Source organism: Devosia honganensis (assembly GCF_042648785.1).
In the GTDB taxonomy this organism is placed as follows: Bacteria; Pseudomonadota; Alphaproteobacteria; order Rhizobiales; family Devosiaceae; genus Devosia; species Devosia honganensis.
Window position 1 is genome coordinate 95,979 of sequence record NZ_JBHRYD010000010.1, and the last position, 22,054, is coordinate 118,032.

Here is a 22,054-nt window from a genome sequence, read left to right on the forward strand (position 1 = left end):
CTCCTATTCCGCCCCGCCCCCGGCGGTTTGCAGCCAGGCCTCGCCGCAGGCCTTGGCCATTTCGCGGATGCGCAGGATATAGCTCTGCCGCTCGGTGACCGAGATCACCCCGCGCGCATCGAGCATGTTGAAATTGTGCGACGCCTTGACCACCTGCTCATAGGCGGGAATGGCCATGGTCTGGCGATTGGCCTCGGAGCCCTTGGCCAGAATGGCGCGGCATTCCTTTTCCGCGTCCTCGAAATGGCGGAACAGCATGTCGGTGTCGGCGGCCTCGAAATTGTATTTCGAGCTTTCCTGCTCGTTCTGCAGGAAGACGTCGCCATAGGTGACCTTTTCGGCGCCGTCCCGGCCGTTGAAATTGAGATCGTAGACGTTCTCGACGCCCTGCACATACATGGCCAGCCGTTCCAGCCCATAAGTGATCTCGCCCGGCACCGGCGAACACTCGAACCCCGCCACCTGCTGGAAATAGGTGAACTGGCTGATTTCCATGCCGTCGCACCAGCATTCCCAGCCGAGCCCCCAGGCGCCCAGGGTCGGGCTTTCCCAGTCGTCCTCGACGAAGCGGATGTCGTGCAGCGCCGAATCGAGGCCGATGGCAGCCAGCGAATCCAGATAGAGCTGCTGGATATTGTCCGGCGAGGGCTTCAGGATCACCTGGAACTGGTAATAATGCTGCAGGCGGTTGGGGTTCTCGCCATAGCGCCCGTCGGTGGGACGGCGGCTGGGCTGCACATAGGCGGCGTTCCACGGCCTGGGGCCCAACGCCCGCAAAGTGGTCGCGGTATGGAAGGTGCCCGCTCCCATCTGCATGTCATAGGGTTGCAGGAGGACGCAGCCCTGCTCGGCCCAGAAATTCTGCAATGTCAGGATGAGGCCCTGGAATGAATTCCTGGGGTCCATATGGGCGGGGCGAGCGGTCATGCTAACAGGTCCATCTGCTGTTGGCGCGGAACCTAGTGTTGCCCGCCGGGCCGGTCAAGGCTCCGCCGATGGAGGCGATGAAGGGGACGCCACGAAGACGATGACGGACGATATTGAGATCTTGCAGCGGCTCGGTCATGCCGACGCCGCGCTGCTGGGCGCCGGCAATGAGGCGCGGGTCTATGCGATGGGGCCGGACCATGTGGTGCGGATCATGAAAGCCGGAGCCACCTTAAGGGCGGCGGAGGCTCGCGCGGCCATGCTCGATGAAATCGCCCGCCATGCCGCGGACCTGCCCTTTCGCACGCCGGAGGTGGAGCGCGTCGTCGCGATGGAAGGGCGGGTGCTGGCCATCGAAAAGCGGCTCCCCGGCGTCCCGGTCGGGCAATTGCTCGAACACCTCCAAGGCGAGGAGCGCCGCAATCTTCTCGAAAACTATCTCGGCGCGGCCCGCCATATCGGCGGGATCGGCCTCGTCCGCGACCGGTTCGGGCCGCTGCTCGATGGCGAAGGCCTGCGCTCCTCCTCCTGGAACGGCTTCCTCAAGGCCCGGCTGGCCACCAGCGCCCGGGCCTGTCCCGACGATCTGCGCCCCGCCGTTCTGGCAGCAGCCGGGACCGCCCTGCCCGAGCCGGAACGGCCGGCGCTGGTGCATCTGGACTATTTTCCGGGGAATGTGCTGGCGGAAAACGGCTCGGTCAGCGCCGTGCTGGATTTCGGTCCCGCCACCCTGCTCGGCGACGACAGGATGGAGGCCTGGAGCGCCGTCGCCTATCTCGACCCGGAGATTTCTCCCCAGGCACGCCCGGAGGACCGCGAACAGGCCCTCGACTGGCTGCGCCGCTGCGGGCTGCTGGCCGATTACGAAAAGGCAAGACGCTGGCTCGCCGCCTATTGGTCCTTCGCCGCCGACGACGAGGCGCTCATGGGTTGGTGCCGGCGCATCCTTCAGGATCAGGCCGGCGGATCGTCCTTGCCCCTGGGGCGATAGGTGCCGTCCGCATCCTGCTTGAGCTCGATGACATCGGGGCGCTGGCGCTCCTCGAGGTCGCGCCGACGCCGCAGCAGGCGCGCCTCTTCGTCATCGGTCCTGAACTTGTCCGACCAATCCTTCCAGATGCGGCGCAGCCCGAAATAGATCAGCAAAAAGAGGCCGACGAAGATCAGTATGCGCAGCAGAACGGCGGTCATTGGCGGATCACAGTCCCAATCGGGCCCAAAGGGCGCGGTCGTCGATGGCGGCTGCGGCATCGTCTATCACGGAATGGGCGGACAGTCCCAGCCGCGGCAGCGCGAAAAGCGGACGGCGGGGCGCAATCATCCGCAACACCACGTCGGGGCCGAAGCGCTCGCGCAAGGTGGCGTGCAGATCGCCCACGCCATCGGCAAGGCCCAACTCGATCCCGCGCAGCCCGGTCCACCATTCGCCGGTAAAGAGCGTGTCGTCGTCGGCCTTGAGCCGGCCGCGCCGATATTGCTTCACATGATCGATGAAGACCTGATGGATATCCAGCTCGACGCGCTTGATGCGCTCCACATCCTCGATCTTTTCGGGCAGGAAGGGATCGAGCGTCGACTTGTTGCGCCCGGCCGTGTGCACGCGCCGCTCGATGCCGAGCTTGCCGATGGCCTCGACGAAACCGAAGCTGGCCATGATGACGCCGATCGAGCCGACGATGGAGGACGGGTCCACCAGGATTTCATCGCCTGCCACGGCGATGAAATAGCCGCCCGAGGCGGCGGCGTCCTCGACAAAGACCAGCACCGTCTTGCGGTTCTGCTCGGCAAGGTCGCGGATGCGCTTCGAGATCAGCCGGCTCTGCACCGGCGAGCCGCCGGGCGAATTGACGACGATGGCCACGGCCGGTGCCGATTTCATCGCGAAGGCCTTGGCCAGAAGCGGTTCGATCGTGGCGATGTTGAGCCGGCCTGGCCGCTGGTCGGCGGCGATCACGCCTTGCAGCCGCACCACGGGAACCACCGGCGGGCGCCGCACCAGCCGGCTCAGCCAATTGCGTTTCGGTGCCGGCCTGTCCTGCATGTCCACTCCATGACGTCGCGCAGATTTAGGAAGTGTCCGCCCCGATTACCAGTCGAGCGCGGCCTGTCCTCGAAAGATAGCCTCGAATTCCGGGGCGAAGCCATGGCCGGCATCATCGTGCAGGAACCGCGTCGCCATGAGCGTTAGCGGGGCGCGGGAGCCCTTGCGGCCCCGGATCAGGATGCGCATCGCCTCCATGCCGGGGCGCGGGGCCAGCGGCAGGAGGTGCAGCGCGCCGAAGCGCCGGTCGAAGGCGGCGAGCAGCGCGGCAAGGCCGGGGGCGGGGTAGATGAAGATCGCCATGCCCCCCGCGGCGGCGCTGGCGGCGGCGCACCGCACCCACAATTCCAGCGCCTCGGCCTCCATATGCCTTGCCTCGGCCCGGCTGGCGATCGGAGCCGGCGTGCCGCGCCGCGCCGCGAAAAACGGCGGGTTGGCAATGACCGTATCGAAGCGATTGTCCATGAGGCCGGCCGCCCGCCGCGCATCCGCCCTGGCGGTGATGTCCACCTCAAGCACCGAGGCCCGGCCGGAAAATCCGTTCTCGTCCACATTGTTCCGCGCCAGCGCCTGCATGGCCGGATCGCGTTCGGCGAGATCGGCGCGATCCGTGCGCCCCAGCGCCAGCGCGGTCAGCCCGGCAGCGCCCGCGCCCGCGCCCAGATCGAGCAGCGCCGTGCCGCCGGCGGGCGCGGCAGCGCCCAGCAGCACGCTATCCAGCCCGGCGCGAAAGCCGTTGCGCGGTTGCGACAGAGTGAGCCGGCCGCCCAGAAAGGCGTCGCGCGTCACCGTTTGGTGTTTTACAAACTCGGTCGGCTGGTCTAGGGACATCGCATCCGGATGGCTGGTTTCGTGCGACCATACATGGCTCGGCACAGCGGTCTCAACCCGATTTGCCGGCACGGCAACGAGGACTTTAAGACGGTGTCAGTTCTGACGCAGATCAAGGAAGCACAGGTGTCCAATCCGGTGGAGCGGCTGATGGCCGCGACGGCCGCCGACATGGAGCGCGTCAATGCGCTCATCCTGGACCGTGCCCGCTCGCATGTCGACATGGTTCCCGAACTGGCCCGCTATCTCATCGACAGCGGCGGCAAGCGGCTCCGGCCCATGCTGACCGTCGCCGCCGCCCTGCTGTTCGGCCGGGGGCGGGGCAATGAGATCAATTTCGCTGCCGCGGTCGAGTTCATGCACAACGCCACCCTGCTGCATGACGACGTGGTGGACGAGAGCGACATGCGCCGCGGCCAACGGGCGGCCCGCATGATCTGGGGCAACAAGGCGTCGATCCTGGTGGGCGATTTCCTGCTCGGCCAGGCCTTCATGATGATGGTGGAAACCGGCGACATCGATGCGTTGGGCGTACTGTCGGCCGCCTCAGCCGTCATGGCCGAGGGCGAGGTGTTCCAGCTCGCCAAGACCGGCGATCTCACCACCACCCAGGCCGACTATTCCGAGGTGATCCGCGCCAAGACGGCGGTATTGTTCGAGGCGGCCTGCGAGGTGGGCGCCATGTCCGGGGGGGCGGACGCCGAAGGCCGCAAGGCGCTGGCGGCCTATGGGCTCGAGCTGGGCAATGCCTTCCAGCTCGTCGACGACGCGCTCGATTATGGCGGGCAGTCCGGCACGCTGGGCAAGAATGTCGGGGACGATCTGCGCGAGGGCAAGATGACCCTTCCGGTCATCCTGGCGCTGGAGGAGGCAGGCGAAAGCGAGCGCGCCCTGATCGCCTCGGCGCTGGGCAATGCCGAGGCCACCGATCTGGAAGTGCATCAGGTGGTCGCTATCTTCAACCGCTACGACACGCTCAACCGCACCCTCGCCAAGGCCGGCGGTCATGCGCGCGCCGCCATCGCGGCCCTGGCCCCCCTGCCCGAAGGCGAGATGAAGACCATCCTGATGGACGTGGTGGAATATAGCGTTAGCCGCGCGAGCTGACGCCGTCCTCACGGCCCCAGCAGCGGCGCCGCCCCGACCCAGTAATCGGGATGCAGGCGGCGGATTTCATGCGCCGCGTCATGGGCCTGCGCGCCCGATCCGAACAGCCCGAACACCGTGGCGCCCGAGCCCGACATGCGGGCGAGCATGCAACCTGCGAACCCCGACAGCGTGCCGATCAGCGTGCCGATCCCGGGCACCAGCTCCACCGCCGCCGGCTCGAGGTCGTTGCGGGTCTCGGCCAGCCAGAGGCCGAGCTGGGCCGGCCGGGTCAGCGGCGCGGGCAGCGCCGGCAGCGGGGCGTTGTCGCGCCGGCGCAGGCGGCGGAACACTTCGGCGGTCACCACCGGAATCTGGGGATTGACCAGGACGATGTGAAGCTGCGGGAATTCGGGCAGCGGCGAGAGGATTTCCCCCACGCCGCGGGCAATGAGCGGGCGCGACAGCAGGCAGGCAGGCACGTCGGACCCCAATCCGGCCGCCAGATCCGCCAGTTCGGCGACCGGCACCGGCTCCGCCGCCATGCCCGCCATGAGCCGCAAGGTCGCCGCGGCATCGGCCGAGCCACCGCCGATCCCGGCCGCGACGGGCAGGTTCTTGGTGAGGCGGAGCGCCAGCCCGGACGGCGCCAGCTCCGGCCAGCGGGCGCGAAAAGCCGCCGCCGCCCGCAGCGCCAGATTGGACGATCCGCTGCCCAGCATCGCGGCGAAAGGGCCGGAAACGGCGAGGCTGTCGGTATCGGCGGGCACCGCCTCGAGTTCGTCGGCGAGGTCGGCGAACACCACGAGGCTTTCCAACTCGTGATAGCCGTCCGCGCGCCGGCCGGTAACGTGCAGCGCCAGGTTGATCTTGGCCGGCGCCGCCTGCGAAAGGGCTCCTGCGGACATCTGGCTGGCTATTCGGTGGCGTTTTCGGGCGTCAGGCCGTCCACCAGCTTGGGGGCGACCCGCTCGGCCACATTGCCCTCCTGATCCACCGAGCGGGCGATGTTCCACTGGAAGCGCGCCTCCAGCCGCCGTCCCGCCTTCCAATAGGCATCGCCCAGATGGTCGTTGATCTCGGGATCGTTGGGCAGCAGCATCACCGCGCGCTCTAGCGTCTCCACCGCTTCCTCCATCCGGTCGAGCTTGTAGAAGGCCCAGCCGAGGGAATCGATGATATAGCCGTCCCTGGGCTGCGCCTCGACGGCCTTCTCGATCAGGCCCAGCGCCTTTTCGAGATGCATGTCCATGTCGATCCAGCTATAGCCCAGATAGTTGAGCACCTGCGGCTGATCGGGATTGAGCTCGAGCGCCTTGAGGAAATCGGCTTCCGCCTCGGGCCATTGCTTGGCCCGTTCATAGGCGATGCCCCGGACGTAATAATAGCGCCAGTCGGACGGCGCCGTGCCCCCGCTCAGCTCGAGCGCCCGCGAATAGGCGCGGGCGGCCCCCGGATAGTCCTCGTCGTAGCGCAGGAGGTCGCCCAGCACCGCCACCGCATCCAGATCGTCGGGACTGGTCGCGACGATGTTGCGCAGGCGCCGGATCGCTTCGGCGCGCTCGCCCATGGAATCGAGGTTCTGGGCGATGCGCACCACGGCGGTCGGCTTGAGCGGCGAGGTGGCGGGTACCGCGTCATAGATCGCATTGGCGTTTTCGTGCTGGCCGGACGCGTCCAGCAATTGCCCCACGGCCAGCGAGATCACGTCGGCGGACGGATCGAGATAGACGCCGAGCCGCAGGAACACCAGCGCCAGATCGGCGCTGCCGTCGCGCGCCAGCGCCACGCCGATGCCGTGGAACATCTCGGCCGCGCCGATCTGCACATTGGCGGCGAACTTGCCCGGACGGCGCCTCGCTTCCACCACCTCGCGCATCTGGGTGACCACCGGATGGGTCGCTCCCTGCGCCTCGAAGGCGTCGAGCACGTCGGAGGCTTCCTCGAAGCGGCCGGCATTGGCCAGCATGCGCGCATAGACCTCGGCAATGCGGGCCACATAGGGTTCGGTGTCGAAAGCCCGCCCGGCAAGGCTCAGCGCCTGTTCGGTCTTGCCGGCCGTTTCGGCCATCAGGGCGCGGTGGAAGACCAGGAAATCCTCGAGGCCCGTGGACCCCAATTGGGTCATCAGCGCCTCGGCCTCGTCGATCCGGTTGTCCCCGACCAGCGCCCAGGCGCGCAGGATGCCGGCGGTGATGCCGCTGAAGGTGTCGCGAGCGATGGTGTCGAGCCGGCGCTCGGCCGCGCCGAAGCGGCGCTCCTTGAGCATTCCGGTGGCCACCACCAGCTCGGCCAGTTCGTTGCGCGAATCGAGTTCGAGCATCCGCCGCGCCGTCGAGGCCGCCTGTCCGATCTGCCCGTCCGTGGCCAGCGCGATGAAGGCCCGTTCCACGAGGATGGGATTGTCCCAGTCGGCCTGCGCCGCCTCGAAGAAATAGCGCGCCGCCTCGTCGGTCCGCAAATCCTTGAGCGCTCGCTGCCCGGCGAGATAGGACCCGGAAATGCTGGGCTGGAACAGCCCGAACATCTCCCGCGCGGACCTGTTCAGCCCGAAATCAAGGTCGTTTTGCGCCGCCAGCGGCGTTGCCGCCAGGGCGAGCAAGGCGGTGGCGAGGATGCGTCCGAGCGATCGAAACGAAAACGGGATCACGGGGCTGATATCTCCTATGCCGGTGCGCCGGCTTCTGGGCGCAGAGATTGTCCGTTTTGGGACGGCGCCGCAAGGCGGGCGGGGGAAGCGCGCTTCACATTCCGCTGTAGTTGGGCCCGCTGCCGCCCTCGGGCGGCACCCAGGTGATGTTCTGGGCCGGATCCTTGATGTCGCAGGCCTTGCAATGCACGCAATTGGCCGCGTGGATGCGGAATACCGGCGCGCCGTTCTCCTCGGCCAATTCATAGACGCCGGCGGGGCAATAGAGCGGAGCCGGTTCGCCATAGAGCGGCAGGTTCTCGTGCACCGGAATGTCCGGGTCGGCGAGTTGCAAGTGCACCGGCTGGTTCTCGTCATGCGCCAGATTGGCGAGGAATACCGAGGAGGCGCGGTCGAAGGTCAGCGTCCCGTCCGGCCGCTCGTAGCGACGTCCGGACACCTCGCTCCGCCGCGCCAGATGCTCGAAATCGGCCCTGCCATGCGAGCGCAGATTGAGGGGCGAGCGTCCGAAAATGGCGGCGGCCCACAGATCGGCGCCGATGGCGAGCGAGCCCAGAACCGTGCCGAGGCGCGACCAGAGCGGCTTGGCATTGGCCACGCCCTGCAATTCGCGGGCGATGCCGGTGCGCATGACGCTGCGGCCGAAATCGGCCACCAGATCGTGGCTGCGCCCCTTGGCGAGGGCGGCCCCGATGGCGTCGGCGGCGCCGATGCCCGAGAGGATGGCATTGTGGATGGCCTTGAGGCGCGGCGCATTCATGAAGCCGGCCGAACAGCCGATCAGCCCGCCCCCCGGGAACGCCAGCGTCGGGATGGACTGCCAGCCGCCGGCGGTGACCGCCCGCGCGCCATAGCCGATGCGGGTGGCCCCCTCGAGCAGCCGTGCCACCGAAGGATGGGTCTTGAAGCGCTGGAATTCGTCGAAGGGCGAAAGAGTGGGATCGCGATAATCCAGATAGGTCACCAGCCCGAGATAGAGCTTGCGGTCCTCGGCATGATAGGCGAAGCCGCCGCCGGCCGTCCGGTTGTCGAGCGGAAATCCCAGATAGTGGTCGACCTGGCCGGGATGGTGCCGGTCGGCGGGAAGCTCCCAGATTTCCTTGATGCCCAGACCGTATTTCTGCGGTTCGCGGCCAAGCCCGAAATCCGCGATCAGTCGCTTGGCCAGCGAGCCCCGCGCCCCCTCGGCGATCAGCGTATAGCGGGCCTCGAGCGCGATGCCCTGGGCAAAGCCCGGCTTGGGCCGGCCCTCGCGGTCCCGTCCCAGATCGCCCGTTATCACCCCGCGCACCGGCCCGCTGCCCTGGCGCAACACATCGACCGCGGCGGTCATGGGAAAGATATCGACCCCCATCGCCGCCGCCTGCTCGCCCAGCCATTGCACCAGCCGCCCCAGGCTGACGATCACCGCGCCGCGCGTCCTCATCTGCGGGGGCACCAGGGCATGGGGAATGGCGAAGTCGCCGCGCGCGGTCAGATAATGATAGCTGTCGCGGGTGACGTCGGGCCCGACCGGGGCACCCTTGAGCCGCCAGTCGGGGATCAGCGCGTCGAGCCCCACCGGGTCCATGACCGCGCCGGACAATATATGCCCGCCGACCTCCGCCGATTTTTCCACGACCGTCACCGCGATATCGGGATGGCGCTGCTTGAGGCGGATGGCGGCCGCCAGCCCCGCCGGGCCGGCTCCCACGATCAGGACGTCGGTGGACAGGGTTTCACGATTTCCGGCATCTGCCATGTGTGAACCTAACTCGGGAAGCGTGGCGCGGCTGGTCGCACCGCACGGGGTGTGACATAAGAATTGGGATGTCTCAAGATCGACCGCTCAATAACGCCGAACTGCTCTCGGTGCTCGACTGGTATCGGGCCGCCGGGGTGGATCAGGCCGTGGGCGAGGAACCGGTGGACCGCTTCGCCCGCAGCGCCCCGCCCGGAGCGGGCGCCGCAACGTCCGGCCAGCCCCCGGCCCAGCCGGTGCAGCCGCCCGGACCGGTGGGCGGCGATCCGGGGGAAGCGCGCCGGCTCGCCGGCTCGGCCTCCTCCCTGGACGAATTGCGCACCATTCTCGATCGATATGATGGCTGTGGCCTCAAATTCCGGGCCACGCAACTGGTCTTCGCCGATGGCAATCCGGCGGCGCGGATCATGCTGATCGGCGAAGCGCCGGGCGCCGAGGAGGACCGGCAGGGCAAGCCCTTCGTCGGACGCTCGGGCCAATTGCTCGACCGCATGCTCAACGCCATCGGGCTGGACCGCTCCAGCGTCTATATCGCCAATACCGTTCCCTGGCGCCCGCCCGGCAATCGCGCCCCGACGCCCGAGGAAATGGAGCTGTGTCTGCCCTTCCTCCACCGGCAGGTGGAGCTGGTGGCCCCGCAACTGGTGATGACGCTGGGCGGCTCCGCCATGCAGACCATATTCAGGACCACCAGCGGCATCATCAAGATGCGGGGCAGATGGCAGACCGTCTCCATCGGGGCGCATCAGGTCGAGGCGGTCCCTACGCTTCACCCCGCCTATCTCCTGCGCAATCCCGCCGCCAAGCAGCAGGCCTGGCGCGACCTGCTGAGCCTGCGGATGAAGATGGAAGCGATGGGGCTGAGCCCCTGAGCCGGCGCGGCCTTCCGCCTCCGCATCGCCGATATTCCCAATCTTTCGGGCTACACATGGGCCTTGGCCGCGCTATGGTCACTTTGCGCTGATTTGCACTGTCCGACCTGTAGCTGACCCCGAAAGCACCATGGCCTCCGTTATCAAGATCTATGCCCTTTTCCTCGGCTCGGCCCTGTTGATGTTCGGCGGGGGGCTGCAGGGGCTGCTGCTCTCGGTGCGCGGCGCGGAGGAGAGTTTTTCGCTGCTGGCCCTGGGGCTGATCGGCACCGGCTGGTCGGCGGGCTTCGTCACCGGCTCGCTGTTCGTGCCGTTCATCGTGCGCAAGGTGGGCCATATCCGCGCCTTCTCGGTCATGGCGGCCATCGGCACCATCACCATCCTGCTCAATCTCCTGTGGATCAACGATATCGGCTGGATCCTGCTGCGCGCGCTTTCCGGCTTCTGCTTTGCCGGCGCGGCCATGATCGTTGAGAGCTGGCTCAACGAGGTGGCCGACAACAAGAGCCGCGGCACCATCTTCTCGATCTATGTCGCCATCAACATGACCGCCTCGACCATGGGGCAGATCGCCATGTCGATCACCGGCACGGCCGGCTATATCCCCTTCGTGGTCGGGGCCATCAGCTTCATCTGCGCGCTGCTGCCCACCGCCCTCACCTCCAGCCCGCAGCCGCGCCCGCTGCAATCGGCCAGGCTCGATCTCAAGCTGCTCTACCGCACCTCCCCGGTCGCGGCCATCGCCGCCTTTTCCTGCGGCATGGCCAATGGCGCCTTCGGCACGCTGGCGCCGGTCTATGGCTATGAGCAGGGCCTGGACGCCCGCGGCATCGCTTTCCTGTTCGCCATCGCCGCCATTCTGGGCGCGGTGGCGCAGGTGCCGTTCGGGCGCCTTTCAGACCGGATAGACCGCCGGCTGGTGCTGATCGGCCTGTCGGGCTTCGCGGCGCTGGTGGGCGCGCTCACCGTCATCATCAATCCCGAGGCCGGCTGGGGCATGTATGTGCTGTTCGCCGCCTACGGCTTTGCCGCCAACCCCATCTATGCCGTGGCGGTCGCCCATGCCAACGACTTCGCGCGGGACGGCGATTTCGCCAAGATCGCCGGCGGCATGCTGCTCATCCTGGGGCTCGGGCTGGCCATCGGGCCGGCGGTGGCCTCGCTCATCATGGGCGCCTGGCATCCGGTGGGGCTGTTTATGGTCACCGCCACCTTCCACGCTACGCTGGGGCTTTTCGCCTATCTGCGCATGCGCCTGCGCAAGAGCGTCGATGCAGCGGAGCGCACACCCTTCCAGCCGGTGGCCGACAGGCAGGTGACGCCCGAGACCCTCGTGCTCGACCCGCGCGCCGACAGCGATGCCGAGGACGCTCCGGTGGCCGGCGAGCCGCCCGTGCCGGAAGAGCTGATCGAGACGGTGGAAGGAGGGAACGATGTTCAAGACAAGCCGGTTTGAGGACCGCGAATTCAGGCCGCTGTCCATCGCCATCGTCGCCGTGTCCGACACGCGGACGCTGGAGACCGATACCAGCGGGGCGCTGCTGCAATCGCTGCTGGAACAGGACGGCCATCGCTGCCATTCGCGGCAGGTGGTCGGCGACGACCTCCAGCACATCCGCGCCGCCGTCCAGACCCTCGTCGCCGATCCGGGGGTCGACGTGATCCTCACCACCGGCGGCACCGGTTTTTCCGGCCGCGACGTGACGCCCGAGGCCGTCGAGCCGCTGTTCGACAAGCGGATGGAAGGCTTTTCGGTGCTGTTCCACCAATATTCGGCGGGCACGGTCGGCACCAGTTCGCTGCAGTCGCGCGCCACCGCCGGGCTGGCCGGCACCACTTTCGTGTTCTGCCTGCCCGGCTCTCGCGGCGCCTGCCGCGATGCCTGGGAAGGCATTCTGGGCCAGCAGCTGGATTACCGCCACAGCCCCTGCAATTTCGTCGAGATCATGCCGCGCCTCGCCGAGAAATGAAAAGACGCCGGATCGCTCCGGCGTCTTCAATCTTGCGCTTCAATGGCCGGCGCCATCGTCCTCGGGCCGATGCACGAAGAAGGCGGCCGCGATCATCAGCAGCGAGATGACCGCTCCGCAGAGGAAGCCGGCGCGGATGCCGGCGGCGAGGGCGTCGAGCTCCCCCATCCCTCCGGCCACGCCCGCCGCGCTGCGCAGGCTCATCACCGCAACGAACAGGGCGATGCCTGCCGCCCCCGCCACCTGCTGCACCGAGCCGAGAATGGCGCTGGCATGGGAATAGAGCGGCATCGGCACCGAGCCCATCGAGGCGGTGAACAGCGGCGTGAAGGCCAGCGCCAGCCCGAAGCTCAGGGTGACATGGCCCGCCACCACCGCCCAGATCGGCGTATATTGGCTGACCAGGGTGAGCGCCCACATCACGGCGGACACCAGGATCACCCCCGGCACCAGCAGCGGGCGCGGCCCGACCCGGTCATAGAGCCGTCCGACGACCGGGCCCATCAGCCCCATCAGCAGCCCGCCCGGCAGCAGGATCATGCCGGTTTGCAGCGTGTCGAGCCCGAGCACGTTCTGGGTATAGATCGGCAGCAGGATCGAGCTGCCCAGCAGCGCCACCATGGCGATGGCCATGGTCACCAGCGCCATGGTGTAGTTGCGGTGGGTCAGCGTGCGCAGATCGAGCAGCGCCTTGTCCGCGCTTTGCAGCCCGAGCTGGCGCCGGATGAAAGCCGCCATCGCCACAAGGCCGATGACGATCGGCAGCCAGGCGGGGATGAGGGCGTCGTCGCTGGCCTCGCCCAGGCTCGAAAGACCATAGACCAGCCCGCCGAAGGCGAAGGCCGAGAGCAGCACCGACACCACGTCGAGCGGCGCATAGCGCGGCGAGGAGACGTTGCGGATGCGGGCGGTGCCGAAGGCCAGCGCCCCGATGGCGATGGGCAGGGTGAAGTAGAACATGAACCGCCAGTCGAAATGGGCGAGGATGAACCCGCCAATGGTCGGGCCGATGGCGGGAGCCACCGACATGACGATGGAGATATTGCCCATGGTCCGGCCCCTGCCCTCGGGCGGCACCAGCGTCATCACCGTGGTCATCAGCAGCGGCATCATGATGGCGGTGCCCGTGGCCTGCACGATCCGCCCCGCCACCAGCAGTTCGAGCCCCGGCGCCAGCGCGCAGACCAGCGTACCGGCCGAGAAGATGGACATGGCCAAAAGGAAGATCGGCCGGGTGTTGATGCGTTGCAGCAGGAACCCGGTGACCGGGATCACCACGGCCATGGTCAGCAGGAACGCCGTGGTCAGCCATTGCGCCGCGCCGGCCGAGACGCCCAGATCGTTCATCAGGTGCGGGATCGCCACGCTCATGATGGTTTCGTTGAGGAACACCACGAAGGTGGAGACCAGCAGAATGGCGATGACCAGCCTGTTGCGCGCGGCATTGTCGGGATTGTGGAGCGCGCTTTCGGGCGCCGCATCCATGGTGGCTTCCACTGTCATCTGAAATTCCTCTCGAGGGCGAAGCGGGGTCGCCTCCACGACGGCGCGACCCGTCGGGGTTCGACACGCTTTCTGCAAATATTTTGCGACAGGCGGCGTCAGCAGCCGGGTCTGTTCCTGAAAACTACCATCGCGGCCCAGGGGCGGACGGCGGAATGCTGCCGGCGGGGCCGCGGCGGAGCGCGGTTCTCTACGCTTCCCCGGCCCGCCCGTCCAGTCTTCTATTGCATGACTGCCCTGCCGATATCAGCCTCGGGAGGCGAGGCGCAGCGCCGTATTGTTCTTGTTATGTTCTAATTTGCCTGTTAACCTGATCGAACGTCGGAAACGGGGCGATTCCCTCCGGCGCGCGCCATCAGGAGACCGGAAATGGCCCTTTATCAGGCCCCCTCTTTCGAAGCCCTCGAACGCCTGAGTCGCAGCCGCGACGCCGATCTGGTCCGGCGCGAACTGGTGCAGCCCGAGCGCATTCGCGGCCGCGGCGCGCAGTCCAACCGTTCCGGCCGGTTCGAGACGCATCAGCGCGACGGGTTCGACGATGGCTGGGGCAGCGTCGAGCCGCTGCCGCTGTTCGAGACCGTCGAGCATGTCGAGCGCGCCCGGACCATCATCACCCGCAACGACAGTCCCGATATCGGCTTCGACCGTTCGATCAACGCCTATCGCGGTTGCGAGCATGGCTGTTCCTATTGCTTCGCCCGCCCCACCCACGCCTATCTGGGCCATTCGGCGGGCCTCGATTTCGAGCGCGACATCTACGTCAAGACCAATGCGGTGGAGGCGTTGCGCGCCGAACTGGCGGCCAGGACCTACCGTCCCCGCCCCATCGCCATGGGCACCAATACCGATCCCTACCAGCCGGCCGAGCGCACGCACCGGCTGACGCGCGGCATTCTGGAGGTGATGCTGGAGACCCGGCATCCGGTGCTGATCACCACCAAATCGGCGCTGGTCGTGCGCGATCTCGACCTGTTGAGCGAGCTGGCCAAGCTCGGTCTCGCCAAGGTGGCGCTCTCGGTCACCTCGATGGATCACCGGCTCAGCCGCAAGATGGAGCCGCGCGCCTCCTCGCCCGCACGGCGTCTCGAAGCCATCAGGCTGTTGAGCGAGGCGGGCGTGCCCACCGCCATTTCCGCCTCTCCCATGATCCCGGCCATCAACGACATGGAACTGGAGCGCATTCTCGACGCGGGCAAGGCGCAGGGCGCGCTCAGCGCCTCGATGATCCTTCTGCGCCTGCCGGGCGAAGTGCGCGACGTGTTCCGCGAATGGCTGCTGCGCCATTTTCCCGACCGGGTGCGGCACGTGCTCTCGCTGGTCCGCGACACGCGCGGCGGCCGCGACAACGATCCGCGCTTCGGCTCGCGCATGGTCGGCGAAGGCCCCTATGCCACGCTTCTGCGGCAGCGCTTCGAAAAGGCCCGCGCACGCTACGGTCTCGACGCCAGGCTTCCCCCGCTCCGCACCGACCTGTTCGAGCCCCCCAGCATCGAAAGCCGCCAGTTGAGCCTTTTCTAACTAATATTGCGCGACGCGCCTCGCATAGGTGGCCATGAAGTCGAGCGAGGCCATGACCCCGCGCAGCGACAGCCGGGTCCGCACCGGCCGGCCCATGCCGGCAAGCGGCACCTCGAGGACGAGGGCGTTGCGATCCTTCATCCGCTCGATCAATTCTGCGGCGCGGTCCGGATCGGCGACGAAAAACTGGTTGACGGTGTTATGCCGGATTTCGAGATCGGTGCCCATGGCGAGGCGGACCGGCGCCTCGCCGCCGAAATGCAGTACGATAGGCCGCTTCCGGTCATATTCGCCGTCATCCGGGGCGACGGTTATGGCTAGGTCCAGCGTTCCGTCGAGCCGGTTGCGGATCAGGGTGAGCTTGTATTCCGGCAGGCCGGCGCCGTTGAGGCTCTGGCTGCCGGTGCTGGCGAAACAGGAATAGGCATGATAGCCGGGGCCGTCCTCGTCGATGGTATCCGGGCAGGCCGCCAGCCAGTCCCGGTGGTATTCCCGCCATTCGCCGGAGGAGTGATGGAACGGTTCGGCCAGGGCCGGGGCAGCCAGCAGAAGCAGTGCCGCAAGGCCATGTGCTTTGCGCATCGAATGTCTCTCGCCTTTGCCCCCCGGCCAGACTCCTATATCAGCATGGCGAGGACAGGAAAACGGAGTTCGGAATCGTGACCACCGAGGCGCATGGCGGGCTCGTGCTGTTTTTCGTCGCTGCCCGGGGACCGGCGCTCGCCAGCGAACAGGACGCGCTCGATCTGATCGGGGCCACCTATGGTACGCAAACCGACGTGCTGGTGGTGCCGGCGGAACGCTTCGCGCCCCAGTTCTTCGACCTGGCCACGCGGCAGGCAGGCCTGTTCTTCCAGAAATTGCAGAATTACCGGCTGCGCCTCGTCATTCTGGGCGACGTTTCGGGCCATGTGGCGCGCAGCAAGGCGCTCCGCGATTTCGTGACCGAAACCAATCGCACCGGCCATCACCTTTTCGCTGCCGACCGCGAAGCGATGCTGGCCGGCCTCGGGGGACGCGGCTGATGGGGCGGCAGCACGCATCCCCGGCGGAGACCGCGGCGCTGTTCGCGCCGGAGGCCGGCTTTCCCGATTTCAGCCATGAGGAGATGCTGCTGGCCCGGGGCGCCCGCCGGGTGGCCGGGGTGGACGAGGCCGGGCGCGGGCCGCTGGCCGGGCCGGTGGTCGTCGCGGCGGTGCGGCTCGATCCCGCGCGCATTCCGGTCGGGCTCGACGATTCCAAGAAGCTGACGGCGGCGCGCCGGGACGAATTGTTCGAGGACATCGTCGCCAGCGCCGACATCGCCGTCGCCACCGCGCCGCCTTGCGACATTCTGGCCCTCAACATTCGCGGCGCCACGCTCGCCGCCATGGCGCGGGCCGTCCGCGCCCTGCCCCAGCCCGCCGACCGGGTGCTGGTGGACGGGCGCGACCTGCCGCCGGGCCTGCCCTGCCCGGGCCTGGCCCTCATCGGCGGGGACGGGCGCAGCGTCTCGATCGCGGCGGCCTCCATCGTCGCCAAGGTAATGCGCGACCGCATGTGCGAGGTCATGGATTGCGACGCCCCCCATTTCGGCTTTGCCGGCCACAAGGGCTATGGCACCGCGGCACATCGGGCGGCGCTCGAGCGCCATGGGCCCTGCCGCCATCATCGCGATGGCTTTGCGCCGGTGGCAGCGCTGCTGGTGCGCCGGACGACGGTGATCCTGGGCGATTAACCCCTCGCTAACCCCTTGCCAACGCTCCATTAACTTCGCGCCGCTATAACAGGCCCGTTAGTACTGCGTTAGGGTTAAGTGTATGTTGAGTACCGCGCGTACGGCCCGCAAGGCCGATGCGGAAAGGCAGGCCACACGCCTTCCGATCGATACTATCCTGGTGGGCGATTGCATCGACCACATGAATAGTCTGCCGGCCGGCTCCATCGATCTCATCTTCGCCGATCCGCCCTACAACCTGCAATTGGAGCAGGCCCTGACCCGTCCCGACCAGAGCAAGGTCGATGCGGTGGACGACGAATGGGACAAATTCGACAGTTTTGCCCATTACGACGCCTTCACCCGTGCCTGGCTCCGGGCGGCGCGCCGCCTGCTCAAGCCCGACGGCGCCCTGTGGGTCATCGGCTCCTATCACAACATCTTCCGGGTCGGCACCGCGCTGCAGGATCTCGACTTCTGGATGCTCAACGACATCGTCTGGCGCAAGGCCAATCCGATGCCGAATTTCCGCGGCACCCGTTTCACCAATGCGCACGAAACCCTCATCTGGGCCGCCAGGAGCCAGAAAAGCCGCGTCACCTTCAATTACGAGGCGATGAAGCTGGCCAATGACGACACGCAGATGCGCTCGGACTGGCTGTTTCCCCTCTGCACCGGCGCCGAGCGCCTCAAGGGCGAGGACGACGCCAAGCTGCATCCAACGCAAAAGCCCGAGGCGCTGCTGTTCCGCATCCTCAATGCCACCACGAGGCCCGGCGACATCGTGCTCGATCCCTTTTTCGGCACCGGCACCACCGGCGCGGTGGCGCGCAAGCTCGGTCGTCACTTTATCGGCATCGAGCGGGAAGAAGCCTATATCGCCGGCGCCCGCGAGCGCATCGCCACCATCCGCCCCGGCGTCTTCGAGGCGCTGCAATCGGTGACGCCCAAGCGCAAGGAGGCGCGCATTCCCTTCGGCTCGCTGGTGGAACAGGGCGTCATCGAGGTGGGCACGCAACTTTTCGACTTTTCAAGGCGTTACTCCGCCATGGTTCGTGCAGATGGCTCACTCGTCTCGGGCCCGCACCAGGGGTCGATCCACAAGGTCGGCGCGCTGGTCCAGGGTGCCGAGGCATGCAACGGGTGGACCTTCTGGCACCACGAACGGACCGGCCGGATCGAACCGATCGATGTGCTTCGGGCCGATATCCGCCAAAAACTTGATTTGCTTTCTGCCTGAACCTGACCTCCAATCATTCCATCAGGCTCTATCACTGGCCGCCGGTTTGCCCCGGCGGCCTTTTTGTCGGCGGCAGCATACGGCCGTCATCAGCCGCTGGAGCTTTTCATCGTCAGGTGGAATCGGTGCCTTTGCTCCCCTCCCCTCAAGGGGAAAGGGACGCTGGTTGCTGGCTCCGTCAAAACATGAAAGCCGCTAGCCTGCGATCCTGCCGGATGGCGCTGGGAGCGAACCGGGCGCCCTCCAGGAAATCCTCGATCATCGCTTCGATTGGCGCGGTGTGAATTTGGCGGTCGGCGAGCCAGTCATCGCAGTAATAAGTGTCGGCATAGCGCTCGCCGCTGTCGCAGATCAGCGTAACGATCGAGCCCGGCTCGTTCTTGTTTCGCATCTGGCTGGCAGCCCAGCACATGCCATAGAAATTGGTGCCGGTGGAGCCGCCGACCCGACGGCCGAGCCGGCGTGACAACACGCGCATGGCTGCCAGCGACGCGGCATCGGGAACCTTGATCATCGCGTCGACCACTTCGGGAACAAAGGATTTTTCCACTTGCGGCCGGCCGATGCCCTCGATGCGCGTCGGCGTTTCGCAGCGCGCCCTCGGATTGCCGTCCCGCCAGCCTTCATAGAAGGCGGAATATTCGACGTCGGGCACGAGCAATTGCGTGGAATAGCCCCGATAGCGGATATGGCGTCCGATGGTGGCAGAGGTCCCGCCCGTGCCGGCGCTCGCGACGATCCAATTCGGAACGGGATGTTGCTCGTCCACCATCTGGCGATAGATGGCGTCGGCGATGTTGTTGCTTCGCCAGTCGGTGGCGCGCTCCGCATGGGTGAATTGATCGAGATAGTGGCCACCGCAATCCCGGGCCAGCCTTTCGGCCTCGCCATGGATCGTGCGGCCGTCCTCGACGAGATGACAATGGCCGCCCTGGAGCTCGATGGCTTCGATCTTGCGACGGCTGGTGCTGGATGGCAGCACGGCCACGAAGCGCAGCCCCAGCAAGCGGGCATAATAGGCTTCGCTGACGGCGGTTGAGCCGGATGAAGCCTCAATCAGCGTCACCCCCGGCGTGATCTTGCCGTTGCAGATGCCATAGATGAAGAGCGAGCGGGCCAGCCGATGCTTGAGACTGCCGGTGGGGTGGGCGGACTCGTCCTTGAAATAGAGGTCGACGCCCGGCAGCCCGGCAACCGGCAGGTTGATCAGATGCGTATCCGCCGATCGGCGCCCCTCTGCCTCCAGAAGCGCCAGGGCGCGCCTCGTCCATTCACGATCTGTATCGAGGCTTTGACACGGCATGACCTTGTCCATTCCAAACCCCAGTCCACTCATGTACCGATAGGCACATGATGCTATATCAGGCCCATAAAATAGCAAGAGTTTTTGTATGGAAACGAAGGATCAGAATTTCTTGCTAATATAATGCCGCCCAGGAGCATTCCATCGCAAGACCTGCGCGTCTCGCCATCCTCGTGCCGCCTCCCCTATCGTTCAATCCAGTCCGGCTCGCGCCAGCACTTTCCGGAACAATGTCGGCAGCGCCTCGCCCTTGAGCGCGGCCGGTTCGCTCCACCAGCCGCCGTCCAGCATGGCGCCGTCCACTCTCGCCGACCACACTTCCAGTTCCAGCCGGAAATGGGTGAAGACGTGCACCACCTGGCCGCGATGGCGCCAGTCGGCATCGAGCGGGAAGGCGGGGCCGTCCGGCTCCACGCCCCAGTCCGAATTCGGCACTTCGGTCATCCCCGCCAGCAATCCCTTGTGCGGCCGGCTCTGCAGATAGACGTCGCCGGCGGCGTCGGTCATGACGAAGGCGTGGCCGCGCCGCACCGGCCGTTCGGTTTTTTCCGGCTTGACGGGATAGAGCAGCGCTTCGCCCGCCCGCGCCGCGGCACAGTCCGGCTGCAACGGGCAGACCAGGCAGCTTGCCACGCGCGGGGCGCAGATCGTGGCGCCCAGATCCATCATCGCCTGGGCAAAGTCTCCGGCCCGCTCCGGCACCGATGCCTGCAAGGCGGCGCGCAAATCCTCCTTGGCCTCGCGCACCGGCACGTCCAATGCGTAATAGCGCGCCAGCACCCGGTCGAGATTGCCGTCGAGCACGGCGATTTGTTCGTCGAAGCAGATGGCGGCGATGGCCGCGCCGGTATAGGCGCCGATCCCCGGCAGGCGCTGCAATTCCGCCGAACTCGTCGGAAACGCCCCGCCATGCTCGCGCACCACCGCCTGCGCGCAGGCATGCAGGTTCCGCGCCCTGGCGTAATAACCCAGCCCCGCCCATTCGCGCAGCACCGCATCCAGCGGCGCCGCGGCCAGGTCCGCGACCTCGGGCCAGAGATCGGTGAAGCGCAGAAAATATTTGCGCACCGCCGCCACCGTCGTTTGTTGCAGCATCACTTCGCTCAGCCACACACGATAGGGATCGGGCCGCACGCCGCGTTGCCGGTCGGCCGGCGCAACCCGCCAGGGCAGGTCGCGCGCATGGCGGTCGTACCAGCCGAGCACGGCGGCGGAATCGATTCTGTGCGGGTCCGAAAGGGGCATGGCCATCCGATAGCCCCTGGCCTATCCTTCCCACAAGGGCCGGCGCATGCATCGTGCCCCTTGCCCGAGTGGTGCCGGAAACGATAGGTCAGCCCATGGCCAGGGACGCAGCACAGGAACCGAAACGACGGAACAGGACGCTGCCGGTCGCCGATGCGCTGGCCGGAGCGCTCGATCCGGTGCTGAAAAAGCGCGGCTTCGCCGGGCGGGACATCATCGCCCATTGGCGCGCCATCGTCCCTGCGCCCTTCGCGGCCACCACCCTGCCCGACAAGCTGAGCTGGCCGCGCACCGCGCCGGGCGCGTCGCACCGGGCGGAGGGCGCGGTCCTTTATCTGCGCTGCGCGCCCGGGCAGGCGCTGTTCGTCCAGCACGAGGCGCCCGCCATCGCCGCCGCGGTCAACCGCTATTTCGGTTATGTGCTGGTCAGCGAGGTCCGCCTCTCGGCCGAACCGTTCACCCCCGGTTCAGCCGCAAGGTCCGAAAACCCCTCCCGTCCGAGCAGCGCCGCCATCGCCAGGGTGGACGCGGCGACCGACAAGGTGGAGGATGGCGATCTGCGCGAGGCGCTGCGGGCCCTGGGCCTGGCGCTGCTGGGCAGATCGAAGCGGAACCGCGGGTAGAGCGTTCACCGCCAAGTGATGTTTTTGCCCCCTTGCCGACACCTTCCCGGCGTGTAGTCTCGCCCGGCAATTGAAACCAGGAGCCTGAAACGTGAAGTTCAACCGTCGTCAGACCATCGTTCTAGCCGCTGCCGCATCGGCGTTGAGCCTGGGTGGCATGGCCGTCGTTCAGGCTGCCGAGGGCGATGTCATCGACGTCGCCAAGCTGATGGCCCCGGCCGGCGGCCTCCCCGACAAGGCCGAGGGCGATCCCGATGCTCCGGTCACCGTCATCGAATATGCGTCCCCGACCTGCCCCCATTGCGCGACCTTCCACAATACGGTCTACGACACCTTCAAGACCGATTACATCGACACCGGCAAGGTGCGGTTCATCCTGCGCCCCTTCGCGCGCAACGCGCTGGACGCGGCGATCTTCCTGCTGGCGGAAGCGGCCGGCGAGGACCATTATCACGAGGTCGTCTCCACCTTCTTCAAGACCCAGAACGTCTGGGGCATGTCCGACAAGCCGCGCGATGCCATCTTCTCGATAGCCCAGCAGCTCGGCTTTACGGAGGAAAGCTTCAACGCCGCCTTGACGAATCAGGATGTGTTCAACGGGATTGAAGCGCAGAAAAACCAGGCGCTGGACGAATTCAAGCTGACGGGAACGCCGACCTTCTATGTCAATGGCAAGACGCTTTCGGGGGGCAAGACGCTCGAGCAGCTCGCTGCCGAGATCGACCCGCTCGTGCCTGCCGATTTCGTCGCGCCCGCTCCGGCCGCGACGGACGCCATGGCTCCCGCGCAACAATAGCGGCAGTTCCCA

At 66.9% G+C, this 22,054-nt stretch carries 22 protein-coding genes; 11 read left to right on the forward strand and 11 right to left on the reverse strand.

Annotated elements, in window-relative coordinates:
- Window positions 1-3: 3 nt before the first annotated feature.
- A complete protein-coding gene (locus ACFOOL_RS11465; RefSeq protein ID WP_380097185.1) occupies window positions 4-927 on the reverse strand; it encodes a glycine--tRNA ligase subunit alpha in 924 nt (307 codons plus the stop codon).
- 100 nt (window positions 928-1,027) lie between these two features.
- On the opposite strand from ACFOOL_RS11465, the gene ACFOOL_RS11470 reads away from it, so the two are divergent.
- On the forward strand, window positions 1,028-1,918 hold the full coding sequence (locus ACFOOL_RS11470) for a phosphotransferase family protein (RefSeq protein ID WP_380097187.1): 891 nt from the start codon (window positions 1,028-1,030) through the stop codon (window positions 1,916-1,918).
- Here ACFOOL_RS11470 and ACFOOL_RS11475 read toward each other — a convergent pair.
- From ACFOOL_RS11475 to ACFOOL_RS11485, 3 genes are read right to left on the reverse strand one after another with little or no spacing between them, the layout of a single operon-like run.
- Entirely contained in the window at window positions 1,882-2,118 is a 237-nt protein-coding gene (locus ACFOOL_RS11475) for a hypothetical protein (RefSeq protein WP_380097188.1), read from the reverse strand. The genes ACFOOL_RS11470 and ACFOOL_RS11475 overlap by 37 nt on opposite strands.
- Window positions 2,119-2,125: 7 nt before the next feature.
- Window positions 2,126-2,968 (reverse strand): S49 family peptidase, encoded by an 843-nt coding sequence (locus ACFOOL_RS11480; RefSeq protein ID WP_380097189.1) that lies wholly within the window; start codon window positions 2,966-2,968, stop codon window positions 2,126-2,128.
- A 45-nt stretch (window positions 2,969-3,013) separates the two neighbouring features.
- A complete protein-coding gene (locus ACFOOL_RS11485; RefSeq protein ID WP_380097190.1) occupies window positions 3,014-3,757 on the reverse strand; it encodes a methyltransferase in 744 nt (247 codons plus the stop codon).
- A 135-nt stretch (window positions 3,758-3,892) separates the two neighbouring features.
- On the opposite strand from ACFOOL_RS11485, the gene ACFOOL_RS11490 reads away from it, so the two are divergent.
- Window positions 3,893-4,906 (forward strand): polyprenyl synthetase family protein, encoded by a 1,014-nt coding sequence (locus ACFOOL_RS11490; protein ID WP_380097191.1) that lies wholly within the window; start codon window positions 3,893-3,895, stop codon window positions 4,904-4,906.
- 8 nt (window positions 4,907-4,914) lie between these two features.
- Here the strand turns inward: ACFOOL_RS11490 and ACFOOL_RS11495 are convergent, their stop codons facing one another.
- From ACFOOL_RS11495 to ACFOOL_RS11505, 3 genes are all read right to left on the reverse strand, one after another.
- Window positions 4,915-5,793 carry a 4-(cytidine 5'-diphospho)-2-C-methyl-D-erythritol kinase gene (locus ACFOOL_RS11495; protein ID WP_380097192.1) on the reverse strand — a complete coding sequence of 293 codons (879 nt, stop codon included), beginning with the start codon at window positions 5,791-5,793 and terminating at the stop codon, window positions 4,915-4,917.
- Window positions 5,794-5,801: 8 nt separating this feature from the next.
- Complete coding sequence (locus ACFOOL_RS11500; protein ID WP_380097193.1) at window positions 5,802-7,535, reverse strand: tetratricopeptide repeat protein; 1,734 nt, start codon at window positions 7,533-7,535, stop codon at window positions 5,802-5,804.
- 94 nt (window positions 7,536-7,629) lie between these two features.
- Window positions 7,630-9,276, reverse strand: a complete 1,647-nt coding sequence (locus tag ACFOOL_RS11505) for an electron transfer flavoprotein-ubiquinone oxidoreductase (protein WP_380097195.1) — start codon at window positions 9,274-9,276, stop codon at window positions 7,630-7,632.
- 68 nt (window positions 9,277-9,344) lie between these two features.
- Between ACFOOL_RS11505 and ACFOOL_RS11510 the strand changes: the two genes are divergently transcribed.
- The 3 genes from ACFOOL_RS11510 (at window position 9,345) to moaB (ending at window position 12,118) form a co-directional block, all read left to right on the forward strand.
- Window positions 9,345-10,148, forward strand: a complete 804-nt coding sequence (locus ACFOOL_RS11510) for a uracil-DNA glycosylase (protein ID WP_380097196.1) — start codon at window positions 9,345-9,347, stop codon at window positions 10,146-10,148.
- Window positions 10,149-10,278: 130 nt separating this feature from the next.
- Complete coding sequence (locus ACFOOL_RS11515) at window positions 10,279-11,604, forward strand: MFS transporter (RefSeq protein WP_380097198.1); 1,326 nt, start codon at window positions 10,279-10,281, stop codon at window positions 11,602-11,604.
- A complete protein-coding gene (moaB, locus tag ACFOOL_RS11520; RefSeq protein WP_380097200.1) occupies window positions 11,582-12,118 on the forward strand; it encodes a molybdenum cofactor biosynthesis protein B in 537 nt (178 codons plus the stop codon). The genes ACFOOL_RS11515 and moaB overlap by 23 nt, the downstream gene beginning before the upstream one ends.
- Window positions 12,119-12,157: 39 nt before the next feature.
- Here moaB and ACFOOL_RS11525 read toward each other — a convergent pair whose 3' ends face one another.
- Window positions 12,158-13,621, reverse strand: a complete 1,464-nt coding sequence (locus tag ACFOOL_RS11525) for an MDR family MFS transporter (protein ID WP_380097201.1) — start codon at window positions 13,619-13,621, stop codon at window positions 12,158-12,160.
- Between the two features lie 369 nt (window positions 13,622-13,990).
- On the opposite strand from ACFOOL_RS11525, the gene ACFOOL_RS11530 reads away from it, so the two are divergent.
- Complete coding sequence (locus ACFOOL_RS11530) at window positions 13,991-15,139, forward strand: PA0069 family radical SAM protein (RefSeq protein WP_380097203.1); 1,149 nt, start codon at window positions 13,991-13,993, stop codon at window positions 15,137-15,139.
- On the opposite strand, the gene ACFOOL_RS11535 is transcribed toward ACFOOL_RS11530, so the two are convergent.
- Window positions 15,140-15,721, reverse strand: coding sequence for a hypothetical protein (locus tag ACFOOL_RS11535; protein WP_380097204.1), 582 nt, complete (start codon window positions 15,719-15,721; stop codon window positions 15,140-15,142).
- A 77-nt stretch (window positions 15,722-15,798) separates the two neighbouring features.
- Between ACFOOL_RS11535 and ACFOOL_RS11540 the strand changes: the two genes are divergently transcribed.
- From ACFOOL_RS11540 to ACFOOL_RS11550, 3 genes are all read left to right on the forward strand, one after another.
- Complete coding sequence (locus ACFOOL_RS11540; RefSeq protein ID WP_380097205.1) at window positions 15,799-16,164, forward strand: DUF4180 domain-containing protein; 366 nt, start codon at window positions 15,799-15,801, stop codon at window positions 16,162-16,164.
- The gene (locus tag ACFOOL_RS11545) at window positions 16,164-16,856 is read left to right on the forward strand and encodes a ribonuclease HII (protein WP_380097206.1); all 693 of its coding nucleotides are present in this window, start codon (window positions 16,164-16,166) and stop codon (window positions 16,854-16,856) included. The genes ACFOOL_RS11540 and ACFOOL_RS11545 overlap by 1 nt, the downstream gene beginning before the upstream one ends.
- An 82-nt stretch (window positions 16,857-16,938) precedes the next feature.
- A complete protein-coding gene (locus ACFOOL_RS11550) occupies window positions 16,939-18,075 on the forward strand; it encodes a site-specific DNA-methyltransferase (protein WP_380097208.1) in 1,137 nt (378 codons plus the stop codon).
- Between the two features lie 178 nt (window positions 18,076-18,253).
- On the opposite strand, the gene ACFOOL_RS11555 is transcribed toward ACFOOL_RS11550, so the two are convergent.
- Entirely contained in the window at window positions 18,254-19,378 is a 1,125-nt protein-coding gene (locus tag ACFOOL_RS11555; RefSeq protein WP_380097209.1) for a PLP-dependent cysteine synthase family protein, read from the reverse strand.
- Between the two features lie 192 nt (window positions 19,379-19,570).
- A complete protein-coding gene (locus ACFOOL_RS11560) occupies window positions 19,571-20,623 on the reverse strand; it encodes an A/G-specific adenine glycosylase (protein ID WP_449240191.1) in 1,053 nt (350 codons plus the stop codon).
- A gap of 95 nt (window positions 20,624-20,718) precedes the next feature.
- Here ACFOOL_RS11560 and ACFOOL_RS11565 point away from each other — a divergent pair, with 95 nt between their 5' ends.
- Window positions 20,719-21,246 (forward strand): DUF721 domain-containing protein, encoded by a 528-nt coding sequence (locus tag ACFOOL_RS11565; protein WP_380097211.1) that lies wholly within the window; start codon window positions 20,719-20,721, stop codon window positions 21,244-21,246.
- A 91-nt stretch (window positions 21,247-21,337) separates the two neighbouring features.
- Window positions 21,338-22,042: a thioredoxin domain-containing protein gene (locus ACFOOL_RS11570; protein WP_380097212.1), complete on the forward strand. Its 705-nt coding sequence runs from the start codon at window positions 21,338-21,340 to the stop codon at window positions 22,040-22,042.
- Window positions 22,043-22,054: the final 12 nt, after the last annotated feature.

Bases quoted from the DNA above. Each gene is read 5' to 3' on its own strand.
- ACFOOL_RS11565 (WP_380097211.1), top strand. From the start codon at position 20,719: ATGGCCAGGGACGCAGCACAGGAACCGAAACGACGGAACAGGACGCTG.
- ACFOOL_RS11560 (WP_449240191.1), bottom strand. From the start codon at position 20,623: ATGCCCCTTTCGGACCCGCACAGAATCGATTCCGCCGCCGTGCTCGGC.
- ACFOOL_RS11515 (WP_380097198.1), top strand. From the start codon at position 10,279: ATGGCCTCCGTTATCAAGATCTATGCCCTTTTCCTCGGCTCGGCCCTG.
- ACFOOL_RS11470 (WP_380097187.1), top strand. From the start codon at position 1,028: ATGACGGACGATATTGAGATCTTGCAGCGGCTCGGTCATGCCGACGCC.
- ACFOOL_RS11465 (WP_380097185.1), bottom strand. From the start codon at position 927: ATGACCGCTCGCCCCGCCCATATGGACCCCAGGAATTCATTCCAGGGC.
- ACFOOL_RS11525 (WP_380097201.1), bottom strand. From the start codon at position 13,621: ATGACAGTGGAAGCCACCATGGATGCGGCGCCCGAAAGCGCGCTCCAC.
- ACFOOL_RS11510 (WP_380097196.1), top strand. From the start codon at position 9,345: ATGTCTCAAGATCGACCGCTCAATAACGCCGAACTGCTCTCGGTGCTC.
- ACFOOL_RS11555 (WP_380097209.1), bottom strand. From the start codon at position 19,378: ATGCCGTGTCAAAGCCTCGATACAGATCGTGAATGGACGAGGCGCGCC.
- ACFOOL_RS11530 (WP_380097203.1), top strand. From the start codon at position 13,991: ATGGCCCTTTATCAGGCCCCCTCTTTCGAAGCCCTCGAACGCCTGAGT.
- ACFOOL_RS11475 (WP_380097188.1), bottom strand. From the start codon at position 2,118: ATGACCGCCGTTCTGCTGCGCATACTGATCTTCGTCGGCCTCTTTTTG.
- ACFOOL_RS11480 (WP_380097189.1), bottom strand. From the start codon at position 2,968: ATGCAGGACAGGCCGGCACCGAAACGCAATTGGCTGAGCCGGCTGGTG.
- moaB (WP_380097200.1), top strand. From the start codon at position 11,582: ATGTTCAAGACAAGCCGGTTTGAGGACCGCGAATTCAGGCCGCTGTCC.
- ACFOOL_RS11550 (WP_380097208.1), top strand. From the start codon at position 16,939: ATGTTGAGTACCGCGCGTACGGCCCGCAAGGCCGATGCGGAAAGGCAG.
- ACFOOL_RS11535 (WP_380097204.1), bottom strand. From the start codon at position 15,721: ATGCGCAAAGCACATGGCCTTGCGGCACTGCTTCTGCTGGCTGCCCCG.
- ACFOOL_RS11505 (WP_380097195.1), bottom strand. From the start codon at position 9,276: ATGGCAGATGCCGGAAATCGTGAAACCCTGTCCACCGACGTCCTGATC.
- ACFOOL_RS11545 (WP_380097206.1), top strand. From the start codon at position 16,164: ATGGGGCGGCAGCACGCATCCCCGGCGGAGACCGCGGCGCTGTTCGCG.
- ACFOOL_RS11495 (WP_380097192.1), bottom strand. From the start codon at position 5,793: ATGTCCGCAGGAGCCCTTTCGCAGGCGGCGCCGGCCAAGATCAACCTG.